This window comes from Hymenobacter actinosclerus, assembly GCF_900111515.1.
GTDB lineage: Bacteria > Bacteroidota > Bacteroidia > Cytophagales > Hymenobacteraceae > Hymenobacter > Hymenobacter actinosclerus.
Genome location: NZ_FOHS01000004.1, coordinates 237,742 through 261,223 on the forward strand (window position 1 = coordinate 237,742; position 23,482 = coordinate 261,223).

Consider the following 23,482-nt stretch of genomic DNA (forward strand, 5'->3'; position numbering starts at 1 on the left):
TGATAGTAAGCTGGCGTTGCCGCCGGGGCCCCACCCACGGCTAAAGCGCGGGCGCAACCTCATCTTTCTGAAGGATGTGGCGGCCCTGGGGCTCACGGCTTTCGGCGGCCCGCAGGCCCACCTGGCCATGATGCTGCGCCTGCTCGTGGACAAGCGCCGCTACCTGACGGCCCCCGAGCTGCTGGAGATTATGGCGCTGTGCCAGATTCTGCCCGGCCCTTCTTCCACCCAGATTATTACGGCCATCGGCTTCCGGCTCGGCGGCCCCAACCTGGCCTACCTCACGCTGCTGGTCTGGATGCTGCCCGCCGTGTGCATCATGACGGTGGCGGGCCTGTCGGTGAGCTATTTAGATAAGGACCTGGTGATGCGGCTGGTGCAGTATGTGCAGCCGGTGGCGGTGGGCTTCGTGGCGTACTCGGCCTATACTATTGCCCGCAAGGTCATTCATACCAAAACCTCGGTGGGGCTGCTGGTGCTGGCGGCCCTGCTGGTATACGCGGTGCAGGTGCCCTGGCTGATGCCCATTCTGCTGCTGGCCGGTGGGCTGGTGACCACCTTCCGCTACCGCAAAATGCCGCAGCAGGAAAAGCTGCCCATGCAAATCGAGTGGGCCAACTTCGTGCTCTGGCTGGGCGTGCTGATTGGGGCGGCCTTGCTGGGCCAGTACACCCAGCTGCTGCCGGTGCGCCTGTTCGAGAACTTCTACCGCAACGGCAGCCTCGTGTTCGGGGGCGGGCAGGTGCTGGCCCCGCTGCTCTACACCGAGTTCGTCGAGTTCAAGGGCTACCTCACGTCGGAAGAGTTTCTGTCGGGCCTGGGGCTGGTGCAGGCGCTGCCGGGGCCCAACTTCTCGTTTGCCGCCTACATCGGGGCGCTGGCCATGCGCGGGCAGGGCGGTAGCGGCCTGAGCGGGCAGCTGCTGGGGGCGCTGGTGGGCGCGGCCGGCATCTTCATGCCCGGCACGCTGCTCATCTTCTTTCTCATCCGGTTCTGGGACCAGCTCAAGCGCTACCGCGTGGTAAAGGCTTCGCTCGAAGGCATCAACGCCGTGTCGGCCGGCTTCGTGTGGGCCGCCACCTTCCTGCTCTACCACCCGCTGCCCGATACGCCCGTGAATCTGGGCCTCATTGGGGCCACGTTTCTGCTCCTGCTCTGGAATAAGGTGCCTTCCTATATCATTGTGGGTGTGGCGTTGGCTGCCGGACTGGTATTTTAGCCCCGGTAGCCAGTACACGGCTGGCCCGCATTTTGTGGGCGGGCAGCTCACCAGCGCGTACTAGTCCTGAACCGGGCACTTTAATCCAACAGATTAAGGTGCCGACCGTATTTAATTCAATAGCTTTAGCTGAACGACTCCCCGAATAAACGGGGTGTTTTTTTATGGCCTTAACGGTCAGGCGTATTTGCGTATGCACATGTAGGTTTTTGGCTTCTGATAAAGCTCTCTACCTTTACTTCCTGATTCCACCATTTCCCACCGCATGGACCAGTATTCCTACATCGCCAACGCCAACGGCGAGTTCATCGACCAGCTGTACCAATCTTACCAGAAGGACCCGGAGTCGGTTGATTTCGGCTGGCAGAAGTTCTTTGAGGGCTTCGACTTCTCGCAGAAATTCCCCGACGGCGACATGCCCCAGGCCGACGGCGAGGGCGTACTGGCCACCCCGGCCAGCACCAACAACGCCCCCCGCATCCGCTCCGTCGACCGCGAGTCGGGCGACAAGCAGACGCAGGTGCGCAACCTGATTTATGCCTACCGCAGCCGCGGCCACCTGGTGGCCAACACCAACCCGGTGCGCGAGCGTAAAAACCGCCATGCCTACCTGCAACTGGCCGATTTCGGCCTGAGCGAAGCCGACCTGGACACCGTGTTCAGCAGCGGCGACGTGATTGTGGGCCTCGATGACAACGCCACGCTGCGCCAGATTCTGGACGCGCTCCAGAAGATATATACCCGCACCATCGGCTTCGAGTACACCTACATCCGCGACCCGAAGGTGCTCGACTGGTTCCGCGACAAGGTGGAGCGCGAGTCGCTGAGCTTCAAGCCCAGCAAGGAATACAAGAAGCGCATCCTAAGCAAGCTCAACGAGGCTGTGGTGTTCGAGAACTTCCTGCATACCAAGTTTTTGGGGCAGAAGCGCTTCTCGCTCGAAGGCGGCGAAACTACCATTCCGGCCCTCGACGCCATCATCCGCAAAGGCGCCGAGCTGGGGGTGGAAGAAGTAATGATTGGCATGGCCCACCGCGGCCGGCTGAACGTGCTGGCCAACATCATGGGAAAGACCTACGAGCAGATTTTCTCGGAGTTCCAGGGCACGGCCGTGCCCGACCTGACCATGGGCGACGGCGACGTGAAATACCACATGGGCTACAGCAGCCAGGTGGAAGTGGAAGGCCGCAAGGTGAACCTGAAGCTGGCCCCCAACCCCTCGCACCTCGAAGCCGTGAACCCGGTGGTAGAAGGCTTCGTGCGCGCCAAGCTCGACCACGGCTACGGCAACGATTTCAACAAGGTAATGCCCATCCTCATCCACGGCGACGCGGCCCTCTCGGGCCAGGGCATTGGCTACGAGGTAACGCAGATGTCGCAGCTGGAAGGCTACCGCACGGGCGGCACCATTCACTTCGTCATCAACAACCAGGTGGGTTTCACCACCGATTTCGAGGACGGCCGCTCGTCGATTTACTCCACCGACCTGGCCAAGATTATCGACGCGCCGGTGCTGCACGTGAACGGCGACGACCCCGAGGCCGTGGTATTCGCCGTGCAACTGGCCACCGAGTACCGCCAGGAGTTCCACGCCGATATCTTTATTGATATGGTGTGCTACCGCCGCCACGGCCACAACGAGTCCGACGAGCCCAAGTTCACCCAGCCCACGCTCTATAACCTCATCAGCAAGCACCAGAACCCGCGCGAGGTGTACAACGCCGCCCTGGTAGCCCGCGGTGATGTGGATGCCGAGCTGGCCGATGAGCTCGACAAGGAGTTCCGCGACACCCTCCAGGCCCGCCTGGATTTGGTGAAGCAAAAGGCCCTGCCCTACAACTACCAGGCCCTCGAAAACGAGTGGCGCAGCCTGCGCCGCAGCACCCCCGCCGACTTCGCACAAAGCCCCGAAACCGGCATCAGCGAGGAAGCCGTGGCCCAGGTAGGCGCGGCCCTGACCAAGCTGCCCGAGGGCTTCCGGCCGCTCAAGCAAATTGAAAAGCTGATGGAGGAGCGCCGCAAGATGTTCTTCGAAACCCGCGTGCTGAACTGGGCCGCCGGCGAGCTGCTGGCCTACGGTTCGCTGCTGCTCGACAAGCACATTGTGCGCGTGAGCGGCCAGGATGTGCAGCGCGGCACGTTCTCGCACCGCCACGCCGTGCTGCACGACGCCGAAACGTCGGCCCCCTACAACTCGCTCAACCACATTGCCGACGGCCAGCAGACGCTGCGCATCTACAACTCGCTGCTGAGCGAGTACGCGGTGCTGGGCTTTGAATTCGGTTACGCGCTGGCCAACCCCACGGCCCTGGTGGTGTGGGAGGCCCAGTTTGGCGACTTCGCCAACGGCGCCCAGACCATGATTGACCAGTTCGTGGTGAGCTCGGAAAGCAAGTGGCAGCGCATGAACGGCTTGGTGATGCTGCTGCCCCACGGCTACGAAGGCCAGGGCCCCGAGCACTCCAACGCCCGCCCCGAGCGCTTCCTGCAACTGGCCGCCGAAAACAACATCATCGTGGCCAACCTGACCACGCCGGCCAACTTCTTCCACGCCCTGCGCCGGCAGCTGACCTGGGAGTTCCGTAAGCCGCTGGTCGTCATGTCGCCTAAATCGATGCTGCGCAACCCGCTGTGCGTGTCGCCGGTGGAGGATTTCACCAGCGGCCGTTTCCGCGAGGTAATCGGCGACGATTACGCCGATGCCAAGAAGGTGAAGCGCGTACTGCTGTGCTCGGGCAAGGTGTACTTTGATTTGCTCGACGAGCAGCAGCAGTCGGAGCGCCGCGACGTGGCCCTGGTGCGCCTCGAGCAGCTGCACCCCTTCCCGCAGGAGCAGCTGAACGCCGAGCTGGCCAAGTACCCCAAGGCCAAGGTGTATTGGGTGCAGGAAGAGCCCGAGAACATGGGCTACTGGAACTACTTGCTGCGCTTCATGCGCCGCGAGTTGCAGGACGTGGTGTCGCGCAAGCCCTCGGCTTCGCCGGCCACCGGCTACAACAAGGTGCACCTCAAGGAGCAAAAGGACATCGTAGCCCGCGCCTTCGACAAGCCCACCGAGGCCGTGGCCGACGACGTAATCGAGGCCACCAACACCATTGCTAAAAAGCAGGATTAGCTAATTTGAGCTGTTAGCTGATGGCTATTAGCTGTTGGCTTCGGTTCAAAAGCAACCGCTTCGCTTCAACTCTCACTCCCGAAACCCTTCAAATCTCCCCACCTATGGGTCTGGAAATCAAAATCCCCGCCGTTGGCGAATCCATCACCGAAGTAACCGTAGCCAAATGGCTGAAAGCGGATGGCGACACGGTAGAGCGCGACGAAATCATTGCCGAGCTGGAGTCGGACAAGGCCACGTTTGAGCTGCCCGCCGAAACGGCCGGCGTGCTCCGCATCAAAGTAGCCGAGGGCGAAACCATCGACATCGGCACCACCATCGCCGAAATCGACGGCGCCGGTGCCGCTGCTGGTGCCGCGCCCCAGGCTGCTCCGGCGGCCGGCGCTTCGGCCTCGGCTAATGCGACCGACCCGGTAAGCAAAGGCGAGGAAAACCCCAAAGCCAGCGACCAGGCCGGTTACGGCGGCACGCCCGAAGGTAGCGCGGCCAGCCCGGCAGCCGGCAACAGCGGCCAAAGCAGCGGCGGCGCGACGGTGGAGATGAAAATCCCGACCGTGGGCGAGTCCATTACGGAGGTAACCGTGGCCAAGTGGCTGAAAGAGGACGGGGCCAGCGTGGAGCGCGACGAAATTATTGCCGAGCTGGAGTCGGACAAGGCCACGTTCGAGCTGCCCGCCGAGGCCGCCGGTACCTTGCGCCACGCCGCCAGGGAAGGTGAAACCATCAACATCGGCGCTACCATTGCCCGCATCGAGGGCGGCAACGGCGCGGCTTCGGCCAGCGCCCCCAAGGCCGAGGCGCCCAAAGCCGCCGCGCCGGCTGCTTCGGGCAACGCCGCGGCCGGCACCGGCAGCAACTCCTACGCCACGGGCACGCCTTCGCCGGCGGCCGGTAAAATCCTGGGCGAAAAAGGCATCAGCGCCGCCGACGTAGCCGGCACCGGCCGCGACGGCCGCATTACGAAGGAAGACGCCCAGAACGCTTCGGCCAGGCCCGCCGCGGCTCCGGCGGCTGCCGCGCCGAAGGCTGCCCCCGCTGCCACCAGCGCCCCCGCCGCAAGCAACGAGCCTGCCGGCAGCCGCAACGTGCGCCGCGAGCGGATGAGCAACCTGCGCAAGACGGTAGCCCGCCGCCTGGTAACGGTGAAAAACGAGACGGCTATGCTCACCACCTTCAACGAGGTGAACATGCAGCCCATCATGGACCTGCGCACCAAGTTCAAGGACAAGTTCAAGGAGAAAAACGGCGTGGGCCTCGGCTTCATGTCGTTCTTCACCAAGGCCGTGTGCGTGGCTTTGCAGGAGTGGCCGAGCGTAAATGCTCAAATCGACGGCACCGATATCGTGTATAACGACTTCTGCGACATCAGCATTGCCGTATCGGCCCCCAAAGGGCTGGTGGTACCGGTAATCCGCAACGCCGAGGAGCTGAGCTTCGAAGGCATTGAGAAGGAAGTGGTGCGGCTGGCTACGCTGGCCCGCGACAACAAGCTCACGTTGGAGCAGATGACCGGCGGCACGTTCACGCTCACCAACGGCGGCGTGTTCGGTTCCATGATGAGTACGCCCATCATCAACGCCCCGCAGTCGGCCATTCTGGGCATGCACAACATCATCCAGCGCCCTATCGCCGAGAACGGGCAGGTGGTTATCCGCCCCATGATGTACCTGGCCCTGAGCTACGACCACCGCATCATCGATGGTCGCGAGTCGGTGTCGTTCCTGGTGCGCGTGAAGGAGCTGCTCGAAGACCCGACCCGTTTGTTGCTGGGCGTCTAGGATCACGGATTAGCACGAATTTTAGCGGATTTCACGGATTCTGTAGCCGGTCCGTTTAGCCGCTTTCGGTTTACCGTATTCCAAAAAAGAAAAGCCACCTCGTATGAGGTGGCTTTTTTAATGGTCTACAAAATCCGTGAAATCCGTTAAAATCCGTGCTGATCCGTGATCCTAGTCGACGGGCAGCTCGCGGTTGCGCAGGGCCTTGAGGCGGGTGACCATCTGGCCGGCCAGCTGCTTGGCCTGCTCGGCTTTGGAGCCGGCGAAGTATTCTTCGACGGTGGACGAGAACAGTTGCAGCCAGTGCTCGATATGGGCGCCGCCGCGCGGCAGGGCTACCTGTTCGGGCAGAGCCTCGCCCTCGGGCGTGCCGGCGCCCAGCAGCGAGCAGCTCCAGTAGCGGTACTGCGCGGTGAGGTAGTGGGGCCAGTGAATGCGGGCGGCCGCCGAGAAGCTGGCGCCCAGCAGCGTATCCTGAGTGGCCTTTTGGCAGAGCGAGTCGACCAGCGTTTTGATGTCGCCTTCGGTACAGATGTCGGGACGGGTAGCGGACGTTTTCATAGGCCAGGAAGAAAGGGTGGGTGGGGGTCAGGATTACGTAGCGAATTTACGCAGGTTGCCTGATATTCGCCACTAAATAAACCGGCCTTTTCCTCTTTCCCTTTTTAGTTTCATCCGACTAGGGTACCAGAGCGCTCCGGTGCTTTTGAACTCGCAAAAGTCCTAAGCGACTTAATTCAACTAACTGACTGACAGTTTGCAGGCCACCACTTACAGCCTCGCCCATTCAGGCCAGCTTGCGGGGCTGGCGCTGCTTGCCGCCCAATACTACCAGGGCCACGGCGGCCACTATCAGGGCCGCGCCGCCCAGCATGCCGGTGTTCAGGGTTTCGCCGGCAAACAGCCAGCCCAGCAGCAGCGCCACCACCGGATTGACGAAGGCGTAGGTGCCCGCCAGCGTCGGCTCGACAACCTTCAGCAGCCACACGTAGGCCGACAGCGCGATGATGGAGCCGAACACCACCAGATATGCCAGGGCCCCCCAGATTTTAAGCGGCACCGCATCGATGTGGAAAGACGAGCCCTCGCCGTGTAGCAGCCCGATGAGCAGCAGGTAGAAGCCGCCGCACAGCATCTGCATGCCCACGCCAATAAACGGCGAGCCGCCGATGGGTTTCTGGCGGGAGTAGAGCGAGCCCACGGCCCACATGAACGAGCCCACCAGCACTGCGCCGATGCCGAGCAGGGCGTGGCCGGGAATCAAGACCGGGGCCGTGCTGTCGGTTTTAAGCAGTAGTAGCAACCCCCCAACGCCCAGCACCAGGCCTAGCAGCACCTTGGCGTTGGGCCGGGCCGTGAGGCCGGACGCCCAACCCAGCAAGGCCAGGTACATCGGTACCGAGGCCACCAGCAGGGCCGTCATGCCCGACGGGATGTACTGCTGGGCGAAGGTGGTGCCACCGTTGCCGAACACCGGCAGGCACACGCCCATGATGGCCGCCCGCCACCAGTCCTGCCGCGAAGGGGCGGGCGAGCCGCTGAGCCGCAAAGCGCCGTAGAGCAGCGCACCCGCCAGCAGGTAGCGCATGGCCGAGAGCAGAAACGGCGGCCAGACCCCCAGCGCGATTTTGGTAGCCAGGTAAGTGGAACCCCAGATAAGATACAACGCCAGCAGCGCCAATAGAATCAGCGAACGGGAAGCGGTAGGCGCGGAAGCCAGCATAGAAGCAAGGAAAAGACGCGCAAAACTACGGGCCTTTTAGCTGCCGGCTATCCGGGGAGCATCGGCAGCTTCGTAATTTGCAGCTGGCCCGGTTGCGCAACGTCGGGATTCCGGCGGGGTCTGTAGGCGCGATTGTTCGGCTGCCTGCTTGAACGGCGTAGAGACACATATTTGCGTCTCGTCGTTGCTGACGCCTGCCGTTCTGCCCCGCCGTTCAACGACGAGACGCAAATATGCTTCTCTACACCGTTGTTGACGCCTGTCGTGCAACCCTGCCGTTCAACGACGAGACGCAAAATGTTGCGTCTCTACCCCGTTTCACGATTTCCCTCCTTATGCCCCGCCTCTTATTCTTGCTAGCCTCTTTATTAGCCGCCGCTCCAGCCACTCAGGCGCAACTGTTACAAGGTGCTGCCCCGGCCGGTTTCAGCCGCGCCGATTCGCTGCGGGGCAACTACGACTCGCCGCTGCGGAGCTGCTACGATATCAACTACTATCACCTCGATGTGCGGCTGGATGTGGCCAGCCGGGCCATCCGGGGCTCCAATGAATTCCAGTTTACCGCTACGCGGGACTTCACGCGGCTGCAATTCGATTTGTTTGCCAACCTGGCCGTGGAGAAGGTGGAATACCAGGGCCAGCCGCTGCCGTTTACCCGCGAATTCAACGCCGTGTTCGTCACGTTTCCTGCGCCCATCCGAAAGGGCCAGAAAGCCAGTTTCACGGTGTACTATGGCGGGCAGCCGACGGTGGCCAAGAACGCGCCCTGGGACGGGGGGATGGTGTTTGCCGAGCACGGCGCGGGCCAGCCCTGGGTGGCCACGGCCTGCCAGGGCGTGGGGGCCAGCATCTGGTGGCCCTGCAAAGACCAGCAGGCCGACGAGCCCGATTCCATGCTCATCAGCGTGACGGTGCCCCGGGGTCTGACCAACGTCTCGAACGGCCGCCTGCGGAGCACCACCAAGCTGAAAGGCGGCGCCACCCGCTTCGACTGGTTCGTGAGCAACCCCATCAACAACTACAACGTGGCCCTGAACGTGGCCAACTACGCCCACTTCCAGGACACCTACGCCGGCGAGAAAGGCCCGCTCACGCTCGACTACTGGGTGCTGCCCGAGAACCTGGCCCAGGCCAAAAAGCAGTTTGGCGAGAACGTGAAGCCTATGCTCAAAAGCATGGAATACTGGTTCGGGCCCTACCCGTTTTATGAAGACGGCTACAAGCTGGTAGAAACGCCCCACCTGGGCATGGAGCACCAGAGCGCCGTGGCCTACGGCAACGAGTACAAGAACGGCTACCGGGGCCTCGACCGCTCGGGCACCGGCTGGGGCCTGAAGTGGGACTTCATCATCATCCACGAAAGCGGCCACGAGTGGTTCGGCAACAACATCACCACCAAAGACATTGCCGATATGTGGGTGCACGAGGCTTTCACGACCTACTCCGAGGCCCTGTTCGTGGAAACCCAGTTCGGTAAGGACGCCGCCCGCCAGTACATCCACGGCCAGCGCCGCAACATCCGCAACGACGGCCCCATCATCGGGCCCTGCGGCGTCAACCAGGAGGGCTCGTCGGATATGTACGACAAGGGCGCCAACCTGCTCCACCTCCTGCGCACCGCCTACGTGCCCGACGACGCGAAGTGGCGCGAGCTGCTGCGGGGTCTGGGCCGCACCTTCTACCATCAGACCGTAACCACCCGGCAGATAGTCGACTACTTCAACCAGCAAACCGGCCAGAACCTGACGCCCGTCTTCGACCAGTACCTGCGCCACGCCGGCCTGCCGGTGCTGGAAGTGCGTTGGGCTGCGACCGGCCCGCCGCTGGCCCGCTGGGTGGCCGAGGAACCCGAGTTCGAGCTGCCCGCCCGCATTAGGGTAAAAGGGATGACTGGTTTCGTGGCTTTACCGCTGACCACTACTTTTCAGCCCATAAACCTGCCGGGGCTGACCAGGCAGAACCTAGAAGTGGACACGGATAACTGCTATATCGGGGTGTTGGTGGAGTAGAGCAGTTATATTCTTATTTTGATGCATTCTGCTTTCAATATGGGAAGTGGCCAGCTTGGTTATGCGTTGCCAGAAAGGGAGTGTTTGCGGAGGGGTTTTCGGGTAAATGCCTAAATTTGAGTAGTGGAGGAGAACTATGCTGAGCCGGGGCTTGTCTATTCGGCGTGATTTTTTAGTGCCTCATACTGCCTGATCAATTTTTAGGGCATTAGTGAATCTGTGTTGTTGATAGCACTATTTGTATAAATAGTGTGGCGGGGTGAACGTGGCGAATTTATAAACCGATTAGATGACTGTACCTATAGTCCCAAGCAACTGTCAGCAGTGCCCGCATTACCAGAAGTCGTTGCTGGGCGCCTGCCACCATACCGAACTGGCGCTGGTGGAAGGGGGAAAAATGCACCAGTTTTACCGCAAGGGGCAGCTTATATTTGCGATGGGCGCCCGGGCCGTGGGGCTCTACTGCGTGTACGAGGGCAAAGTGAAGGTTTCCAACCGCAGCGCCGACGGCAAGGAGCACATTATCCGGCTGGCCCGCGAGGGCGACGTGCTGGGCTACCGCTCGCTGATGAGCGGCGACACCTGTACCACCGCCGCCACGGCCCTCACCGACTGCATCGTGTGCCTGGTGCCGCGGCCCGACTTTTTCAGCCTGCTGGCCCAGAACCCGCAGTTTTCGCAGTCGTTGCTGCGGCTGCTGGCCCGCAACCTGGGCGAGGCCGAGCAGCGGCTGCTGCACAGCGCCTACAAGCCCGTGCGCGAGCGGGTGGCCGGGGCGCTGCTGCTGCTGCACGCGGCTTTCCGGCCCGCCGCCGCTTCTGCCGCATATTTCAGCATCCCTGTTTCGCGCGACGATTTGGCGGCCCTCAGCGGCACGACCAAGGAAACCGCCAGCCGCCTGCTCTCCGAGTTTCGGCAGGAAGGCCTGTTGACCACCCAGGGCAGCCGCATCAGCATCCGGGGCCTGGAAAGCCTGCGTGAAGTGGCCAGCCTTTACGACTAACCGCGGATTTCCCGGCTCAGACTTAGCCCTGCATTAACCCGCAAAAAACAGCCGGCCGAAACCGCTTTTCGGGCCGTTGCGTAGCTCCCCAGGTGGCCCCGGCCGTTTGGGGAGCAGCTTTTTGCGGGCGGTAGAAAGAAGGTGAGGTGAAGTTGGATTATCCTAATCCCAAAATGGTGTCCCAGAATGTACGCGGCGGGAAAAGTTTAACCATAAACATTTCCCGCGGTAAGCGTCATCATTTCTTTTCGTCGGTTACTAAGGGACTTTTGTAGAGCAAGCCACCCTGTTCATCGCCGCCCTGAGCGGTTGGGCAGTTGGTTGAATTGGAGACAGCCCGCTACCGTAGTGCCGGCCACCGTGGGCCCGCGCACCCGCACTACGGCCGCTTCCGCCTGACTCCAAAACAACCCGGCTTTTCACTTCCACAGTTCCCCTTCCCCTGCATTGAAATGGCTTACTCCGTAAACAACCCCGCTGGCAAAGTAGTCCAGGACATCATCAACGACCTGCCGGCCCTGCTGGCCGTGGCAGTAGTTGATGTGAATTCCGGCATGAGCCTGGCCTCGCACTCCAACGCCGCCGGCATCAACCCCGATACGGCCGCCGCCTACAACACCGAGGTGGTAAAGCAGAAGCAGAAGGCCATGGCGGCCCTCAAGCTGGCCGGCGAATCGATTGATGACATCCTCATCACGCTCACCAACCAGATTCACCTGCTCAAGCTCACCGAAAGCAACAAGTTTATCTACCTGGTCGTGAGCTCGCGCGACACCAACCTGGCCATTGCCCGCGAGGTACTGCGTGCCCACGCTCCGTCGCTTAACTAATTCCGGCTGCCGCGACGCCCGGTGCGGGGCTGCTGGCCACTGGCCACCCCGCACCGGCGCCGCTGCGCACGGCCGGCCTTTTCCGGCCGCCGGCCCCTTCGCGGGTCGGGCGGCGGACTCGCGGCGCCCCGGCTAGCCCTGGCGCAATGAACATCCCCTTTCTACATCATCTGCAAAGCCTGACCGGCCCGCCCCTGAACAAAATTGTAGGCGTGGCCCCGGCCGGACCGGGCCGGGCCAACGCCGAAGGCTTACTGCGGCGCGTGCTCGGCGGCCTGCCCGAACTGGTGGCCGCCGCCGTGGGCGAGGTGGCCGACGGGCGGCTGCTGGCTTCCTACACCAGCAGCAAAGATTTCGACCCGGCCAAAATCATCGGCTTCAACGCCGCAGTGCTCCGCCAGCAGCAGCAGGCCCTGAAGGCCCTGGGGCTGTCGGAGCAGCAGGAGCAGCTAACCGAGCTGCTGATTACGCTGCGCCGGCAGCTGCACCTGTTGCGGCTGTTGCCCGACGGCAAGCGCTTTTTGTATGTGGCCGTCGACTGCCACGACACCAACCTGGCCATTGCCCGCGAAGTAATGCGCACCTGCGACACCTGACGAGGCGAAGCGGGCAGCAGCTTCCGCGGCAGTTTTTCACCTTCTAACCCCTAACTGCTTTGGTATGAAACTTACTGCTTCTCCCTTCGACCCCCACACCGGCGACCTGCTGCCGGTGTACCGCGACGCCTACCTGCGCGGCGACCTGAGCAAGGCCTCGGCCCAGGCCGTAGAGGCCTACCTGCACCGCGACGCCGGCCAGACCCACGAAACCCTCGCGCGCTGGCAGCACCTGCGCGCCGCCGACGATGCCGCGGCGGCCCCCAGCTGGGTGCACCGGCAGCTGGCCCATATCCGGGCCGAGCCCGTGCGGTTCCGGCGGCGGGCCGGCAGCTTGGTGGCTTCGGCGGTACTGGTGGGCACCATGGTGTTTGCCGGTACGCACCTGCCCTCCGAGCACACGCCCTTCACCGATAACCTGCCCACCGAAGAAGCCGCCGGTTTGCTGGGTCCGGCGTCGGGTGCCGAAGCCAGCGTGGCCGACGCCAGCCTGGCCCGCCGGATGGTAACGGTGCGCGGCCGCATTCTGAACGTGCAAGGTGCGCCGCTGGTGGGGGCTACCGTGCTGCAGCCGGGTACCAGCCGGGGCGTGTCGACTAATGCTCAGGGCGAGTACGCGCTGGTAGTGCCCGCCGGCACGGTCCTGCGCTACGGTTACGGCGGCTACCAGGATGCCGACCTGCACGCGCAGGCCGACGGAGCTGCCGCCGACGTAACACTACGGCCTCGTGCTGCCGCCAAACGCCACTGGTGGTCTTTTTAAGCTGCTAAGAGCGCACAAGCGGTCCTTTGGCGAACCGGCTCCTGCTGTCGGCTTCTCCCCACCGCTTGCGCTATTCAGTCTTCCGGAGGGCGTATTGCCGGCCGGGAGCAGATCAAGGCGAAGTGCTGCCGCATGTGTTGCCCGGAAGGTTGCAGGCCGCCCGGGCAGGCGGGAAGTGAGGCGGTGCTTCGCTGCTTTCCCAGGGCTACCAACCACCAGGAAGGTACATCCCGGTTGAGCATCGGTTGGTGTACTGATGCCCGTACGGCTCCTCTACCAGCTTCGGCTGGGTGGGGAGCCGTTTTGCGTGTTAGGCGAGGAAGGGCTGTTACGGCGAAGCGGCGCGGACGGCGGCGGGGCCGCACCTGCAGCTGCCAGACCGCGCCAGCCGGCCCAGCGGGCGGCTACTCCAACCAGCCAACCGGCCAGGATCCGGCCTCCGTCTTCGCCTGCAAGCAGCTACCGTTGGCCAGCCACTGCCAGCGGCCGCACTTCCTGCACCAGGGTCAGCAGGAACTTACCGGGCTCTTCCAGCGGTATCAGATGCGCCGAGTTGTCAAACCAGATGGCTTGCTTTAGTGGGGCCTGCACCTGCTGCAGCCAGGTAGCCGTAGGAGCCGACGGGGTTGTGTAGTCGTGCCGGCCCATGCACATAAAGACGGGGATGGGAAACGACTTAACGGCCGTAAAATCGACGGTGAGAAACTCCGGCAGCAGCCGGCTTAGCGTGAACAGGCTGCCCGCATCAATAGCCGCTACATCGGCGCGGGTGTAAAGCGGGGAAAGCAGCGGGGCATTGAAGTAATAAAATGAATTAGTGCGGTAGGCCGATAGCCCTCCGTAATACTGCGGCCACTTGCGGGCCACAACAATGCGCGCCCTAGTGATGGGCTGCTGGCCCGGATAGGGCGCAATAGCCCGCAACTCCCGCAGCGCCTCCTCGTTCCGGTGCGCCGCTGCCTGCGCAAGCGCATACTCGAAGCTCAGGCGCTCATTTTCGCGGGTATTGATTACCTGGCCCACGCCCACGTAGGCGTAAAACAGGTCGGGGCGGCTTAGGGCGGCCTGCATGCCTACAATAGTGCCCCAGCTGTGGCCAACCAGAATTACCTTCCGCTGGCGGTACTTCTGCGTAATAAAGGTGGCCAGCGCCACCGCATCGCGTACGTACTGCCCAATGGTCAGGGTCGGGGCCAGCTGCGTGGTGTCGTTGGAGGCGTAGGTTCGGCCAGCCGCGCGCTGATCGTAGTGTACTACGGTAAAATACTCTTCCAGCGGCCGCTGAAACGCCCACCCCACGGGCGCCATCGGGGAGGCCGGACCGCCGTGTACGAACAACAGAATGGGATTCGCCCGGTTCTGGCCCCGTACGTACACCCACTGCTGCTGGCCCCCGAGCGGTACCTGATACATTTCCTGGATGCCGTTTGGGGTTACAATGGAATCCAGGTCGGCTATAATCCGGCGCGCCGGGGCATAGGCATCGGCAACGGGCTGTTGGCGCTGGCCGAAGCAGGGAGCCGCGGCCGGCAGAGCCAGCAGCCAGAGGAGCAGTCGGGTGAGGCGGAAGTAGTTCATTGGTAGCAACAGGTTTAGGAGTGCTAAGAACAAGAACAAGAACAAGAACAAGAACAGGCTTTCCGACAGACGCTTGACACTCAGCAGCTGTTGCTTAGCCGGCGGCGTGGTTATCTGTTTTCCTTCACTCACTTCCCCGCCGCAACCGCTACCTTTGCCCGTAGTTGATTTCCACCGACATTTCCTGACTATGAATCAGTACGACGTTACCGTTATCGGTTCGGGGCCGGGCGGCTATGTGGCCGCTATCCGTTGCGCGCAATTGGGCCTCAAAACGGCCCTCATCGAGAAGTACGACACGCTGGGCGGCACCTGCCTCAACGTGGGCTGCATCCCCAGCAAGGCCCTGCTCGACAGCACCGAGCACTACCATAACGCCCACAGCACCTTCCAGGAGCACGGCATCGAGCTGAGCGATTTGCGGGTGAACATGCCCCAGATGAACGACCGCAAAAACGGCGTGGTGAAGGCCAACACCGACGGCATCGTGTACCTGATGAAGAAGAATAAAATCGACGTGCTGCACGGCCTGGGCTCGTTCGTCGATAAAACGCACATCAAAATCAAGCCCACCGGCGGGGGCGAGGAGCAGCAGATTGAGACCAAGAACGTCATCATTGCCAGCGGCTCGAAGCCCACGGTGCTGCCCTTCATTGCCCAGGATAAGGAGCGCATCATCACCAGCACCGAGGCGCTCAACATCCGCGAGGTGCCCAAGAGCTTCGTCGTGATTGGCGGCGGCGTTATCGGCCTCGAAATGGCTTCCATCTACGCTCGCCTGGGCTCCGAAGTAACCGTTATCGAGTACACCGACGCGCTGGTGCCGACGATGGATTCCAGCATCGGCAAGGAGCTGAAGCGCGTGCTAGGCAAAATCGGCATCAAGTTTCTGCTGGGCCACAAGGTAACCGGCGCCACCCGCGAGGGCGACACCGTAACGGTAAGCGCCACCAGCCCCAAGGGCGAGGAGGTGAAAGTGGCGGGCGACTACTGCCTGGTGGCGGTGGGCCGCTCGCCCTACACGGCGGGCCTGAACCTGGAGGCCGCCGGCATCGAAATGGAGGAGCGCGGCCGCATCAAGGTCGATGAGCACCTGCAAACCAACGTGCCCGGCATCTACGCCATCGGCGACGTGGTGCGCGGCGCCATGCTGGCGCACAAGGCCGAGGAAGAGGGCGTGTTCGTGGCCGAAACCCTGGCCGGCCAGAAGCCCCACATCAACTACCTGCTCATTCCGGGCGTGGTGTACACCTGGCCCGAAGCGGCCGGGGTGGGCTACACCGAAGAGCAGCTCAAGGAAGCCGGCCGGGCCTACAAAACCGGCAACTTCCCCTTCCGCGCCTCGGGCCGCGCCCGCGCCTCCGGCGACCTCGACGGCTTCGTGAAGGTGCTGGCCGACAAAACGACCGACGAAATCCTGGGCGTACACATGGTGGGCCCGCGCATCGCCGACCTCATTGCCGAAGCCGTAACGGCCATGGAGTTCCGCGCCTCGGCCGAAGACGTGGCCCGCATGAGCCACGCCCACCCCACCTACGCCGAAGCCATGAAGGAAGCCTGCCTGGCCGCCACCGACAACCGGGCGATTCATATGTAATTTGGTCTTGCTCGAATAAAAGCCTGTAAAAGCGTTGGGGACAGTGCTTTTACAGGCTTTTATTTGAACTTGCCTTACATCTACACTTCATTATGTTCAATCGATGCCAAACTTGGAATTTACCCCGCGGTATAAATGGGCGTGTGTATTGACTTTTTGTGTATTGGGTGCTTGTCATAATAAAAACAATCCGGCCCCGAATCCCAAATTGCCAGGTAAGTGGAAGCTTGAGTACGAATACAATGGACGTATTTATTACGATGCGTCTGGTGTTGTTACAAGCCACATTAAAAACTCGCGACCTGGTCAATCTGATGAGTATTTGGAAATAGGGGATTCAACGTGGGTTTTCCTGCCTTCAACCTATATATACGCTGGTGCGAATGATGGAATTTATAAATTGAAGGATACAACCCTTGTGGTGGCTTTAAACAGGCCTTCTGGATTCAATTTCCCTATTACTGAAAATTATACTTTTTCTGAGCTTGACAATCACCATGTAGTTGTACGTAAAAAATTTATGTATAGCTACATGACATATTACACTAAATGGATTTATTCCAGGTGAAAGAAACAGCCGTATAAAACAGTTTTTTTGTAAAAAAAACTGTTTTATTTATGTAGATTTTGCGATTAAATGTGATCCAAGGATTTTGATATATGATTAAAGATTAATTCTTTGCAGATGGTAAGACGAAAAGTGGCCGAAGCTCCTAAGACTTTCGGCCACTTTTCGTTATTGCCCAACAAAGAAACTGCCCACCACAACAGTGGCAGATAGTTTCTTCGAGTAGCGGGGGCGGGTTAGGCCGGTAGCGGGTTTTGGTGGGCGTTGATGTTGGCTTCGCTGGTCGTTAGTCGCTTTGCATGGGCGGCGGTTTTCTTGGCATCCATGGCGGCCCGTTACCTGAGCACCTCGCGTAGCTCCCGGAGGCGGAAGCGGGGGTCGTAGGGCACGAAGTCGCGGATGATGGCGGCGTGGCCCAAGCTGGGAGTACCGGGTGCGTCGGTAGTTCTGCCGCCCGCTGCGGGAAAGCGCCCATTGCTTGGAAACAAAAAAACCGCTTCTCCGGAAGGAGAAACGGTTTTTTGAACGATGGAGCCTCTTATTGGACTCGAACCAACGACCTGCTCATTACGAATGAGCTGCTCTACCAGCTGAGCTAAAGAGGCGCTTACCTCCGGCAGCGGACCCGCCGGGGCTGCAAAGATAGAACCCCCGGCCCTGAACGTGCAAGGAGCCGTCGGTTTTTTTTCGGCCGCCGGCTGCGGGCAGTTCCGGGGCTTTGCGGCATCTTTGCGGGTAGCATGGTAAAATCGATTCGTAAACTGCTGGTACGCACGCTGGGCTTCGAGCGCTACATCCGGCTCGTGAGCCGCGTGTACCTGCGGCTGGTGGGCGCGGGCTGGGGCCGGGCCAAGTACCCCGAACTGTTCTTTCTGGAGAAAATAGTGCGCCCCGGCTTCGTGTGCCTCGATATCGGGGCCAACCTGGGCTACTACTCGGTGGCCCTGTCGCGGCTGGTGGGGCCCACAGGCCGGGTGCTGGCCGTGGAGCCGATACCGGCCTTCCAGGCCATCTGGCACGACAATGTGCGGCTTAGCGGCTACGACAACCTCACGCTGCTGCCCTATGCCCTGGGCAGCGAAAACACCACCGTGCAGATGGGCACGCCCGAGCGCGCCGGCCTGCTGCACCACGGCATGACCAAAATTGCCGCCAGCAGCCCCACCGAAACCTACGCCCGCACCTACGAGGTGCCCATGCGCGTACCCGACGAGCTGCTGGCCGACCTGCCCCGCCTCGATTTCGTGAAGTGCGACGTGGAGGGCTTCGAGTCGGTGGTGTTTGCCAACCTGCAGGCCACCCTGCGCCGCTGCCGCCCCCTGATTCAGACGGAGCTCAACGGCCTCGAAAACCGCCAACAGGTGGTGGCCCTGCTGGCCGACCTGGGCTACAAACCATTTGTGCTTTCGGCGCGTTCAGAACTCGTGGCCTGCTCGCCGGAGCAGCTCACCAGCGCCGTCACGGCCGATTTCTACTTTCAACCTGTTTCCTGAGCCGTCACTTTCGGCTTCGTTGCCATGGCCAAATTCCTGATAATCCTGCTCGTCATCTGGCTCGTCAGCCGCTACATTCTGCCCGTGGTGTTGCGGCTGGTGGTGGGGGCGCTGGTGAAGAAGCAGGCGCAAAAGTTCGGGCAGCAGTTCGGCCAGAATCCGTTCAGCCAGCCGCCGCGCCCGGAGCCCGCCCGCCCCGCTACCGCCCCCGGCGAAGTCCACGTCGACTACGTGCCGCCGCAGGCCGAGCCCGACACCAGGGAGTTTAAAGGCGGCGAGTACGTCGACTTCGAGGAGGTAAAGTAAGTTTGAGCCATTAGCCGTAAGTCCCGGAAAGGCGGCCTATCAGGAGCAGCAAGGCATTCAGAAGGATAAAAGCCCCAGCGGAGCGGCGCCCATCGTTCAACGGTTGGTGTCGCCCCGCCGGGGCTTTCACTCTAAAACTTGCCTACTACCAATATGTCGCCCTGCTGGGGCTAATAGCAGCCAGCTGGTAGCTCAAAAAGCTAAAACCCGAGCCCTACCCGGATGCCGGTGCCGGCGCGGCGGCCCGATTGCAGGCTGGTGTAGAAATCGACCCGCATGACCTTGAATACATGTTCGATGCCGGCGCCCAGCTCCAGGTAGTGGCCGGCGGCGGGGGTGGTGAGGTAGTTGAGCGAGGCCACTTCCTGCCACTTGAGGCGGCGCAGCAGCGGGATTTTGTTCAGCAGGAAACCGTTGAAATGGTGGTTGTAGTGGGCCTCCACATACTGGTCGGCGCTGCTGTAGCGGTAGTAGTCGAGCAGCTGGAACTGGCTGAAATCGGCGGCCAGGTAGGCGCGGTTGCCGCTGAAATGGCGGTAATCCATGAACGCCAGCCGGGGCGAGCCGGGGAAGAAGCCGGCCGCTACGTGGTAGCTGCTCGTGCCCAACAAGCCAAGCTGCACCGCGTGGCTTACACCAGCTTGCAGCAGCGTGTAGCGCACATCGGAGCCCAGCACGCCACCGATGCCCTGCCGCCAGATCAGGGAGAAAGTGGGGTACTTCGAGCCCAGGTTGAACTTGCCGGTGGGGCGCGTGATGTAGCGCTGCGCGGGCTGAAAGGTTGCCAGCAGCTCGGTGCTCAGGGCGCGGCTGCGGCCGAAGCCGGTGCCGCCGGGCAGCTCGGCGGCCACCGGGTCGTTGGGCGTAAACCGGCGGTCGGCATCGTTGCGGAGCAGCTTGGTGGTGGTGTTGAACAGCTCGTGGCGCACATCGTAGCTGGCGCGGGCCAGCAGCGTGAGGCCGTTGAGCGGCTCCCACTGGTAGCCCAGCGAGGCCCCGTCGCGGCGGTAGAGCTTGGCGTAGTTGCGGTTTTCGAGCAGCGTGTAGTAGCTGTTGATAAAGGGCGTGAGCTGGCTGTTGCGGTCGAAGTTCTCCACGGTGCGGCCCACCCGTACCAGCAGCCGGTCCAGCCGCACCGGGTGGGTTTGCCACTCGGCCGATACGCTCGGGCTCAGCTCCCGGCTGCTGAAGCCGTAGCGCAGGCTCGGCGTAACCGTCCAGTAGCGGCGGTCGTCGGTGCGCTGCCGGAAGGTAACTTCGGGGTTGAGCACGACCCCTTCCACGGTGTTGTAGCTGAGGGTGTTGAATATGGGTTTTGCCGACCAGCTGCGCTTCTCGAAGGTGTTGCTGTAGGTGTAGCCCGTCAGCAGCAAGTTGCCCACACCCAGCTGGTTGCGCTTGCGGTCCAGCGAATCCTGGTAGGGCCGCGACTTGCGGATGACCTCGGTGCTGTCCTTCACCCGGTAGTCCTTCTGCTCTTCGTCGGTGAGGGGCGTGGGCCGGATGCTGGCCCAGTAGGCGGTGTCGCGCTCACTGGCGTCCTTTTCTACCAGCATGATTTCGCCCTTGCGCAGCTTGCCCACGCCGCTGGTATCGCGGGCGCTGGCCTGCTCGGCCTTTTTGGCCTGGCGGCGCACCGCCCGGCTCAGGCCGCTCAGGTCGGGGCGCTGGCGCTTCACGTCGGCCACGGTTTCGCGGCCTACGGGCGCATCGTCGGGCGCCGGGGGCGCGGGGGCGGCGGTGGGGGCGGGGCGGTTGGGGAAGGTGGGCGTTACGCGGTAATTGGAGAGCACCGCCGTGGTGTAGCCGCTGCCCTTGAACCCGAAGGCCGTAAAATTGACCGTAATGCGCTGCGACTGCATCACCCACACATCCGACGGCCCCGGTGCGGGGCCGAACAGCTGCTCGATGTGCAGGCGGTCGACGTAGTCAATCTGCGCGCCCTTGGTCAGGTCCAGCGACACCGATTGCAGCCGCCAGGTGCCATCGACCACGTAGATGTGGCCGGCAAACACCGGGTCGGAGGCCCGGCGGGGCGTCACCTTGATTTTATGAATCAGCAGGCCGCCCTGCGGACTGCTGCCTTCCAGCTCGTAGCGGTAAAACAGGAAGGCGTTGCTGGCAATCGGCGACACGAAGCCGCGTTCCGAAAAGCCGCTTTTCAGCAGGTTCTGGTAGAAGTTGAGCCCCCGGCCGGCGCTGGCCCGGTTGAAATTCAACCCCTTGGCGTCGCCGCTCACCCGCGAGGAAATCATGCGTTCCTGCACCACGTTGGGCTGCCGGAAGCTGAGCTCCGACACCGACTCGGCCAGGTAGAAAATGCCCGGCTTGAAATCGGGGCCCACCTTCACCAAACCCAGAATCTTGCCCGGCACGTCGGAGAAGCGGGCCAGGGTTTTCACGTAGGTGCGGGCCTTGAAGGCGGCTACCTCGCGCTCGTGGTAGCGCCGCCACTGCATGGCCTGCTGAATGATGGCGTAGGCGGGGTCCTTATCAGAGCCACGCACCACCACTTCGCGCAGCTGGTAGTTTTCGGGCGTGAGCGTGACGTTGAGCACCGTGGCCGTGTCGCCGCCGGCCACGCGCACGGTTTGCTGGCTGGGCCGGTAGCCCACGTACTGAAACACCAGCTCGTAGGTGCCGGCCGCCAGCCGCAGCTGGTAGTCGCCCTGCTCGTTGGCGGCGGTGCTGGTAGTGCTGCCGCGCACGGCCACGTTGGCGAACGGCAAACCCTCGCCTTTGGGGTCGATGAGGCGGCCGCGCACCACACCACCCCAGGCCGGGGCATTCCATAGTAACAGCAGCAAGGAGCACACTCCCGACAATAATAAGCGCATAAACCAGTAGTTATCAGTCTTCGGCAAGGTAGATACAATCCGGCCGAAAACAGTTGCCCGGTGCCCCCTAAACACAAAACAGGAGCGCCCGGCGGGCACTCCTGTTGCGTTGCTTCCGGTAGGCCGGCCGCGGCGTTGCGCTGTCTGCTACACGAACAACGTGCTCTTGGCATCAACGAAATTACGGGCAATGGTCTTCACCGTTGCGGCATCGAGCGCCTCGTCGAAGGCTTCGGAGGCCGAGGCCGCCGTGGCGCCGGCCGTGTTGGTCAGCAGGTCGACGCCGGCCTGGGTTGTGTTGCTGTCGGCGGGGAAGAACAGGTCGGTAGGGCCCCCGGTGGCGGGCACGCCGGGGCCGTAAACGGCCGCCGTCGAGGGCGTAGTGCTGGGCGAAGGCCCTCCGTTGTCGGTGCCCGAAATCCAGCTTTTCGGCTGCTTGTTGAGGTCGGCCAGGTTGCCGGGCACCGTAATGGCGGCGGCGTTGGCGGCCACCCCGCGGCGCACCGTGCGCACGTGCGAGGAGTGGCGGGCTTCCACCGAGTGGATGTTGAGCGCGGCTTCCAGAATGTCTTTGTTGGACATCAGCTTGGTAGCCCCGCCCTTGTAGGCGCGCACACCCGTATCAACGAACGACTGCGCCACGCCCAGGTACAGGGCGTAGTTGCCGAAAGCGGCCGCAAACGGTCCGGTGCCGCTGCCCTTGCCGCCCGAGTAGTCGAAGGTGGCGCGGCCCGGGTCGGGAATGGCGGCGGCCCCCAGCGCCTCGCGCAGCACTTTGATGTGGCCCGATTCGTCGTTGCGGATAATTTCGAAAGCCGGCCGGTCGGCGGCCGGAATGAGGTTGGTGGCTTTCAGGCCCGAATCGTAGTAGTAATACTCAAGGTATTCGAGGCTGAGGGCCAGGTTGAGCACTGCCACGATATCGGGGTTGAGGGTGGTCTGACCGTAGGCGCGCTGAAATACGCCGCTCACCAGGTTGGGCAGCATGGCCGCCGTAAGGGTTTTGCCGGCCAGGCCGAAGTGCCTGAACACCCGGCGGCGCGAGTCGAGACGGTCGTAGATTTCGGGGTCAACCCGCTCGATGTCGGAAATTAGTTTGAAGAAGTCCATAGGAGCAAAAGAGCAAAGGCGAGAAAGTGGATGGGGCGACGAACCGCCTTATTTGATGTTGCTGGCGCTGATTTTAGAGCCGTCCTTCAGGAATTTGTTGGCCATGTTCACCACGTCGGTCGGCATCATGGACTTCTCCTTGCCGGTGCCCGAGCCTACGCCGGGCGCACTGGTAGCGTTGGTGGGCGTGAACAAATCCACCACATCGGAGCCCACGAACGTGTTGTAGTTGATCAGGTCGCGGATCAGGGCGGCGTGGCGGGCTTCCACCGACACGATTTTACCGGCAATCAGCAGGTACGCGGGCGTCTGGATGTAGCGGCCGGCACCGTTGTAGGCGGCCACGCCCAAATCTTCGAACGACTTGGCCGCGCCCAGCACGCTGTTGCGGTCGTCGAACTTGATGGTCGAAAAGTCGGGCTCCAGGGCCTTGATGGCCTTGGTGTCGAGCACCTTCTTGAAGAAGTCGGCGTGAATCTGCTCGTGAATGGCCAGATCGTCAAATACCTGCTTTTCGAGGCTGCCCCCGGCCAGGCCTTTGTAGTAGGCGCCCTCTTTCACCTTGGCATAAAACGCGGCTTCGAGCTGCTCAAGGGCATAGGCGTAGTTGAGCACGCCAGTGTCGCCCGAGCCCACATCGATGGTGCCGCCGGGGGTAATGTCGTCGTTGTCGTCGTCGCAGCCAGCCAGCAGCAGGCCGCCCACGGCCAGGCCGGCCCCGGAGTAGCGCAGGAATGACCGACGCGGCAGAAGCGGCGCATCGGCAGTGCCGGGACCAACCGGCGGCAAAGAAGGAATAGAGCTCATCAGTAGATAGATAAGAGGGTGAAACGTGTGTCGTTTACGCGCAAGAGGCGGGCGGACGTTGACCTGCTTTTTGCAAATACGTATTTTTACGCCCCTGCCATCCGTGTTTTTACGGATGGTCCGATTCAGCAAAACGGCCCGTAGCGCTTG

At 62.1% G+C, this 23,482-nt stretch carries 18 protein-coding genes and 1 tRNA gene; 12 read left to right on the forward strand and 7 right to left on the reverse strand.

Annotation, left to right across the window (positions count from 1 at the left end; translation table 11 throughout):
- Positions 1 to 10 precede the first annotated feature (10 nt).
- The 3 genes from chrA to odhB all read left to right on the forward strand — a co-directional run bounded on the left by chrA (position 11) and on the right by odhB (position 6,112).
- Entirely contained in the window at positions 11 to 1,219 is a 1,209-nt protein-coding gene (gene chrA / locus BMY67_RS15770) for a chromate efflux transporter (protein ID WP_177189878.1), read from the forward strand.
- 265 nt (positions 1,220 to 1,484) lie between these two features.
- Complete coding sequence (locus tag BMY67_RS15775) at positions 1,485 to 4,334, forward strand: 2-oxoglutarate dehydrogenase E1 component (RefSeq protein WP_092773418.1); 2,850 nt, start codon at positions 1,485 to 1,487, stop codon at positions 4,332 to 4,334.
- Positions 4,335 to 4,438: 104 nt separating this feature from the next.
- Positions 4,439 to 6,112 (forward strand): 2-oxoglutarate dehydrogenase complex dihydrolipoyllysine-residue succinyltransferase, encoded by a 1,674-nt coding sequence (gene odhB / locus BMY67_RS15780; protein WP_092773420.1) that lies wholly within the window; start codon positions 4,439 to 4,441, stop codon positions 6,110 to 6,112.
- Between the two features lie 171 nt (positions 6,113 to 6,283).
- On the opposite strand, the gene BMY67_RS15785 is transcribed toward odhB, so the two are convergent.
- Together BMY67_RS15785 and BMY67_RS15790 are read right to left on the reverse strand one after the other, a co-directional pair.
- Positions 6,284 to 6,673, reverse strand: coding sequence for a group III truncated hemoglobin (locus BMY67_RS15785; RefSeq protein WP_092773422.1), 390 nt, complete (start codon positions 6,671 to 6,673; stop codon positions 6,284 to 6,286).
- A gap of 226 nt (positions 6,674 to 6,899) precedes the next feature.
- A complete protein-coding gene (locus BMY67_RS15790) occupies positions 6,900 to 7,835 on the reverse strand; it encodes an EamA family transporter (RefSeq protein WP_092773424.1) in 936 nt (311 codons plus the stop codon).
- A gap of 335 nt (positions 7,836 to 8,170) precedes the next feature.
- On the opposite strand from BMY67_RS15790, the gene BMY67_RS15795 reads away from it, so the two are divergent.
- The 5 genes from BMY67_RS15795 to BMY67_RS15815 all read left to right on the forward strand — a co-directional run bounded on the left by BMY67_RS15795 (position 8,171) and on the right by BMY67_RS15815 (position 13,036).
- Positions 8,171 to 9,844, forward strand: coding sequence for a M1 family metallopeptidase (locus BMY67_RS15795; RefSeq protein WP_092773426.1), 1,674 nt, complete (start codon positions 8,171 to 8,173; stop codon positions 9,842 to 9,844).
- 289 nt (positions 9,845 to 10,133) lie between these two features.
- Positions 10,134 to 10,847 carry a Crp/Fnr family transcriptional regulator gene (locus BMY67_RS15800; RefSeq protein WP_092773428.1) on the forward strand — a complete coding sequence of 238 codons (714 nt, stop codon included), beginning with the start codon at positions 10,134 to 10,136 and terminating at the stop codon, positions 10,845 to 10,847.
- Between the two features lie 452 nt (positions 10,848 to 11,299).
- Complete coding sequence (locus BMY67_RS15805; protein ID WP_019947005.1) at positions 11,300 to 11,677, forward strand: hypothetical protein; 378 nt, start codon at positions 11,300 to 11,302, stop codon at positions 11,675 to 11,677.
- Between the two features lie 146 nt (positions 11,678 to 11,823).
- A complete protein-coding gene (locus tag BMY67_RS15810; RefSeq protein ID WP_019947006.1) occupies positions 11,824 to 12,273 on the forward strand; it encodes a hypothetical protein in 450 nt (149 codons plus the stop codon).
- A 64-nt stretch (positions 12,274 to 12,337) separates the two neighbouring features.
- Positions 12,338 to 13,036 (forward strand): carboxypeptidase-like regulatory domain-containing protein, encoded by a 699-nt coding sequence (locus BMY67_RS15815; protein ID WP_092773430.1) that lies wholly within the window; start codon positions 12,338 to 12,340, stop codon positions 13,034 to 13,036.
- A 459-nt stretch (positions 13,037 to 13,495) separates the two neighbouring features.
- On the opposite strand, the gene BMY67_RS15820 is transcribed toward BMY67_RS15815, so the two are convergent.
- On the reverse strand, positions 13,496 to 14,614 hold the full coding sequence (locus tag BMY67_RS15820) for an alpha/beta fold hydrolase (protein ID WP_092773432.1): 1,119 nt from the start codon (positions 14,612 to 14,614) through the stop codon (positions 13,496 to 13,498).
- 190 nt (positions 14,615 to 14,804) lie between these two features.
- On the opposite strand from BMY67_RS15820, the gene lpdA reads away from it, so the two are divergent.
- A complete protein-coding gene (gene lpdA, locus BMY67_RS15825; RefSeq protein WP_092773434.1) occupies positions 14,805 to 16,211 on the forward strand; it encodes a dihydrolipoyl dehydrogenase in 1,407 nt (468 codons plus the stop codon).
- 103 nt (positions 16,212 to 16,314) lie between these two features.
- Positions 16,315 to 16,779, forward strand: a complete 465-nt coding sequence (locus BMY67_RS19385; protein WP_177189870.1) for a hypothetical protein — start codon at positions 16,315 to 16,317, stop codon at positions 16,777 to 16,779.
- A 529-nt stretch (positions 16,780 to 17,308) separates the two neighbouring features.
- On the opposite strand, the gene BMY67_RS15830 is transcribed toward BMY67_RS19385, so the two are convergent.
- Positions 17,309 to 17,384, reverse strand: a tRNA-Thr gene (locus BMY67_RS15830).
- 135 nt (positions 17,385 to 17,519) lie between these two features.
- Here BMY67_RS15830 and BMY67_RS15835 point away from each other — a divergent pair.
- Both BMY67_RS15835 and BMY67_RS15840 read left to right on the forward strand, forming a co-directional pair.
- On the forward strand, positions 17,520 to 18,272 hold the full coding sequence (locus BMY67_RS15835; RefSeq protein ID WP_092773436.1) for an FkbM family methyltransferase: 753 nt from the start codon (positions 17,520 to 17,522) through the stop codon (positions 18,270 to 18,272).
- Between the two features lie 24 nt (positions 18,273 to 18,296).
- Complete coding sequence (locus BMY67_RS15840; RefSeq protein WP_092773438.1) at positions 18,297 to 18,578, forward strand: DUF4834 family protein; 282 nt, start codon at positions 18,297 to 18,299, stop codon at positions 18,576 to 18,578.
- A gap of 200 nt (positions 18,579 to 18,778) precedes the next feature.
- Here the strand turns inward: BMY67_RS15840 and BMY67_RS15845 are convergent, their stop codons facing one another.
- The 3 genes from BMY67_RS15845 to BMY67_RS15855 form a co-directional block, all read right to left on the reverse strand.
- Positions 18,779 to 21,415 carry a DUF5686 and carboxypeptidase regulatory-like domain-containing protein gene (locus BMY67_RS15845; RefSeq protein ID WP_092773440.1) on the reverse strand — a complete coding sequence of 879 codons (2,637 nt, stop codon included), beginning with the start codon at positions 21,413 to 21,415 and terminating at the stop codon, positions 18,779 to 18,781.
- Positions 21,416 to 21,562: 147 nt separating this feature from the next.
- Complete coding sequence (locus BMY67_RS15850; protein WP_092773442.1) at positions 21,563 to 22,525, reverse strand: ferritin-like domain-containing protein; 963 nt, start codon at positions 22,523 to 22,525, stop codon at positions 21,563 to 21,565.
- 48 nt (positions 22,526 to 22,573) lie between these two features.
- Positions 22,574 to 23,332 (reverse strand): ferritin-like domain-containing protein, encoded by a 759-nt coding sequence (locus BMY67_RS15855; protein ID WP_245745066.1) that lies wholly within the window; start codon positions 23,330 to 23,332, stop codon positions 22,574 to 22,576.
- Between the last annotated feature and the right edge of the window lie 150 nt (positions 23,333 to 23,482).

What these genes read in the sequence shown, in the direction of transcription:
- BMY67_RS15840 (WP_092773438.1), top strand. Translation starts at nt 18,297, where the DNA reads ATGGCCAAATTCCTGATAATCCTGCTCGTCATCTGGCTCGTCAGCCGC.
- BMY67_RS15820 (WP_092773432.1), bottom strand. Translation starts at nt 14,614, where the DNA reads ATGAACTACTTCCGCCTCACCCGACTGCTCCTCTGGCTGCTGGCTCTG.
- BMY67_RS15785 (WP_092773422.1), bottom strand. Translation starts at nt 6,673, where the DNA reads ATGAAAACGTCCGCTACCCGTCCCGACATCTGTACCGAAGGCGACATC.
- BMY67_RS15810 (WP_019947006.1), top strand. Translation starts at nt 11,824, where the DNA reads ATGAACATCCCCTTTCTACATCATCTGCAAAGCCTGACCGGCCCGCCC.
- BMY67_RS15835 (WP_092773436.1), top strand. Translation starts at nt 17,520, where the DNA reads ATGGTAAAATCGATTCGTAAACTGCTGGTACGCACGCTGGGCTTCGAG.
- BMY67_RS15850 (WP_092773442.1), bottom strand. Translation starts at nt 22,525, where the DNA reads ATGGACTTCTTCAAACTAATTTCCGACATCGAGCGGGTTGACCCCGAA.
- BMY67_RS15800 (WP_092773428.1), top strand. Translation starts at nt 10,134, where the DNA reads ATGACTGTACCTATAGTCCCAAGCAACTGTCAGCAGTGCCCGCATTAC.
- lpdA (WP_092773434.1), top strand. Translation starts at nt 14,805, where the DNA reads ATGAATCAGTACGACGTTACCGTTATCGGTTCGGGGCCGGGCGGCTAT.
- odhB (WP_092773420.1), top strand. Translation starts at nt 4,439, where the DNA reads ATGGGTCTGGAAATCAAAATCCCCGCCGTTGGCGAATCCATCACCGAA.
- BMY67_RS15795 (WP_092773426.1), top strand. Translation starts at nt 8,171, where the DNA reads ATGCCCCGCCTCTTATTCTTGCTAGCCTCTTTATTAGCCGCCGCTCCA.
- BMY67_RS19385 (WP_177189870.1), top strand. Translation starts at nt 16,315, where the DNA reads ATGCCAAACTTGGAATTTACCCCGCGGTATAAATGGGCGTGTGTATTG.
- BMY67_RS15845 (WP_092773440.1), bottom strand. Translation starts at nt 21,415, where the DNA reads ATGCGCTTATTATTGTCGGGAGTGTGCTCCTTGCTGCTGTTACTATGG.
- BMY67_RS15805 (WP_019947005.1), top strand. Translation starts at nt 11,300, where the DNA reads ATGGCTTACTCCGTAAACAACCCCGCTGGCAAAGTAGTCCAGGACATC.
- BMY67_RS15775 (WP_092773418.1), top strand. Translation starts at nt 1,485, where the DNA reads ATGGACCAGTATTCCTACATCGCCAACGCCAACGGCGAGTTCATCGAC.
- BMY67_RS15815 (WP_092773430.1), top strand. Translation starts at nt 12,338, where the DNA reads ATGAAACTTACTGCTTCTCCCTTCGACCCCCACACCGGCGACCTGCTG.
- BMY67_RS15855 (WP_245745066.1), bottom strand. Translation starts at nt 23,332, where the DNA reads ATGAGCTCTATTCCTTCTTTGCCGCCGGTTGGTCCCGGCACTGCCGAT.
- BMY67_RS15790 (WP_092773424.1), bottom strand. Translation starts at nt 7,835, where the DNA reads ATGCTGGCTTCCGCGCCTACCGCTTCCCGTTCGCTGATTCTATTGGCG.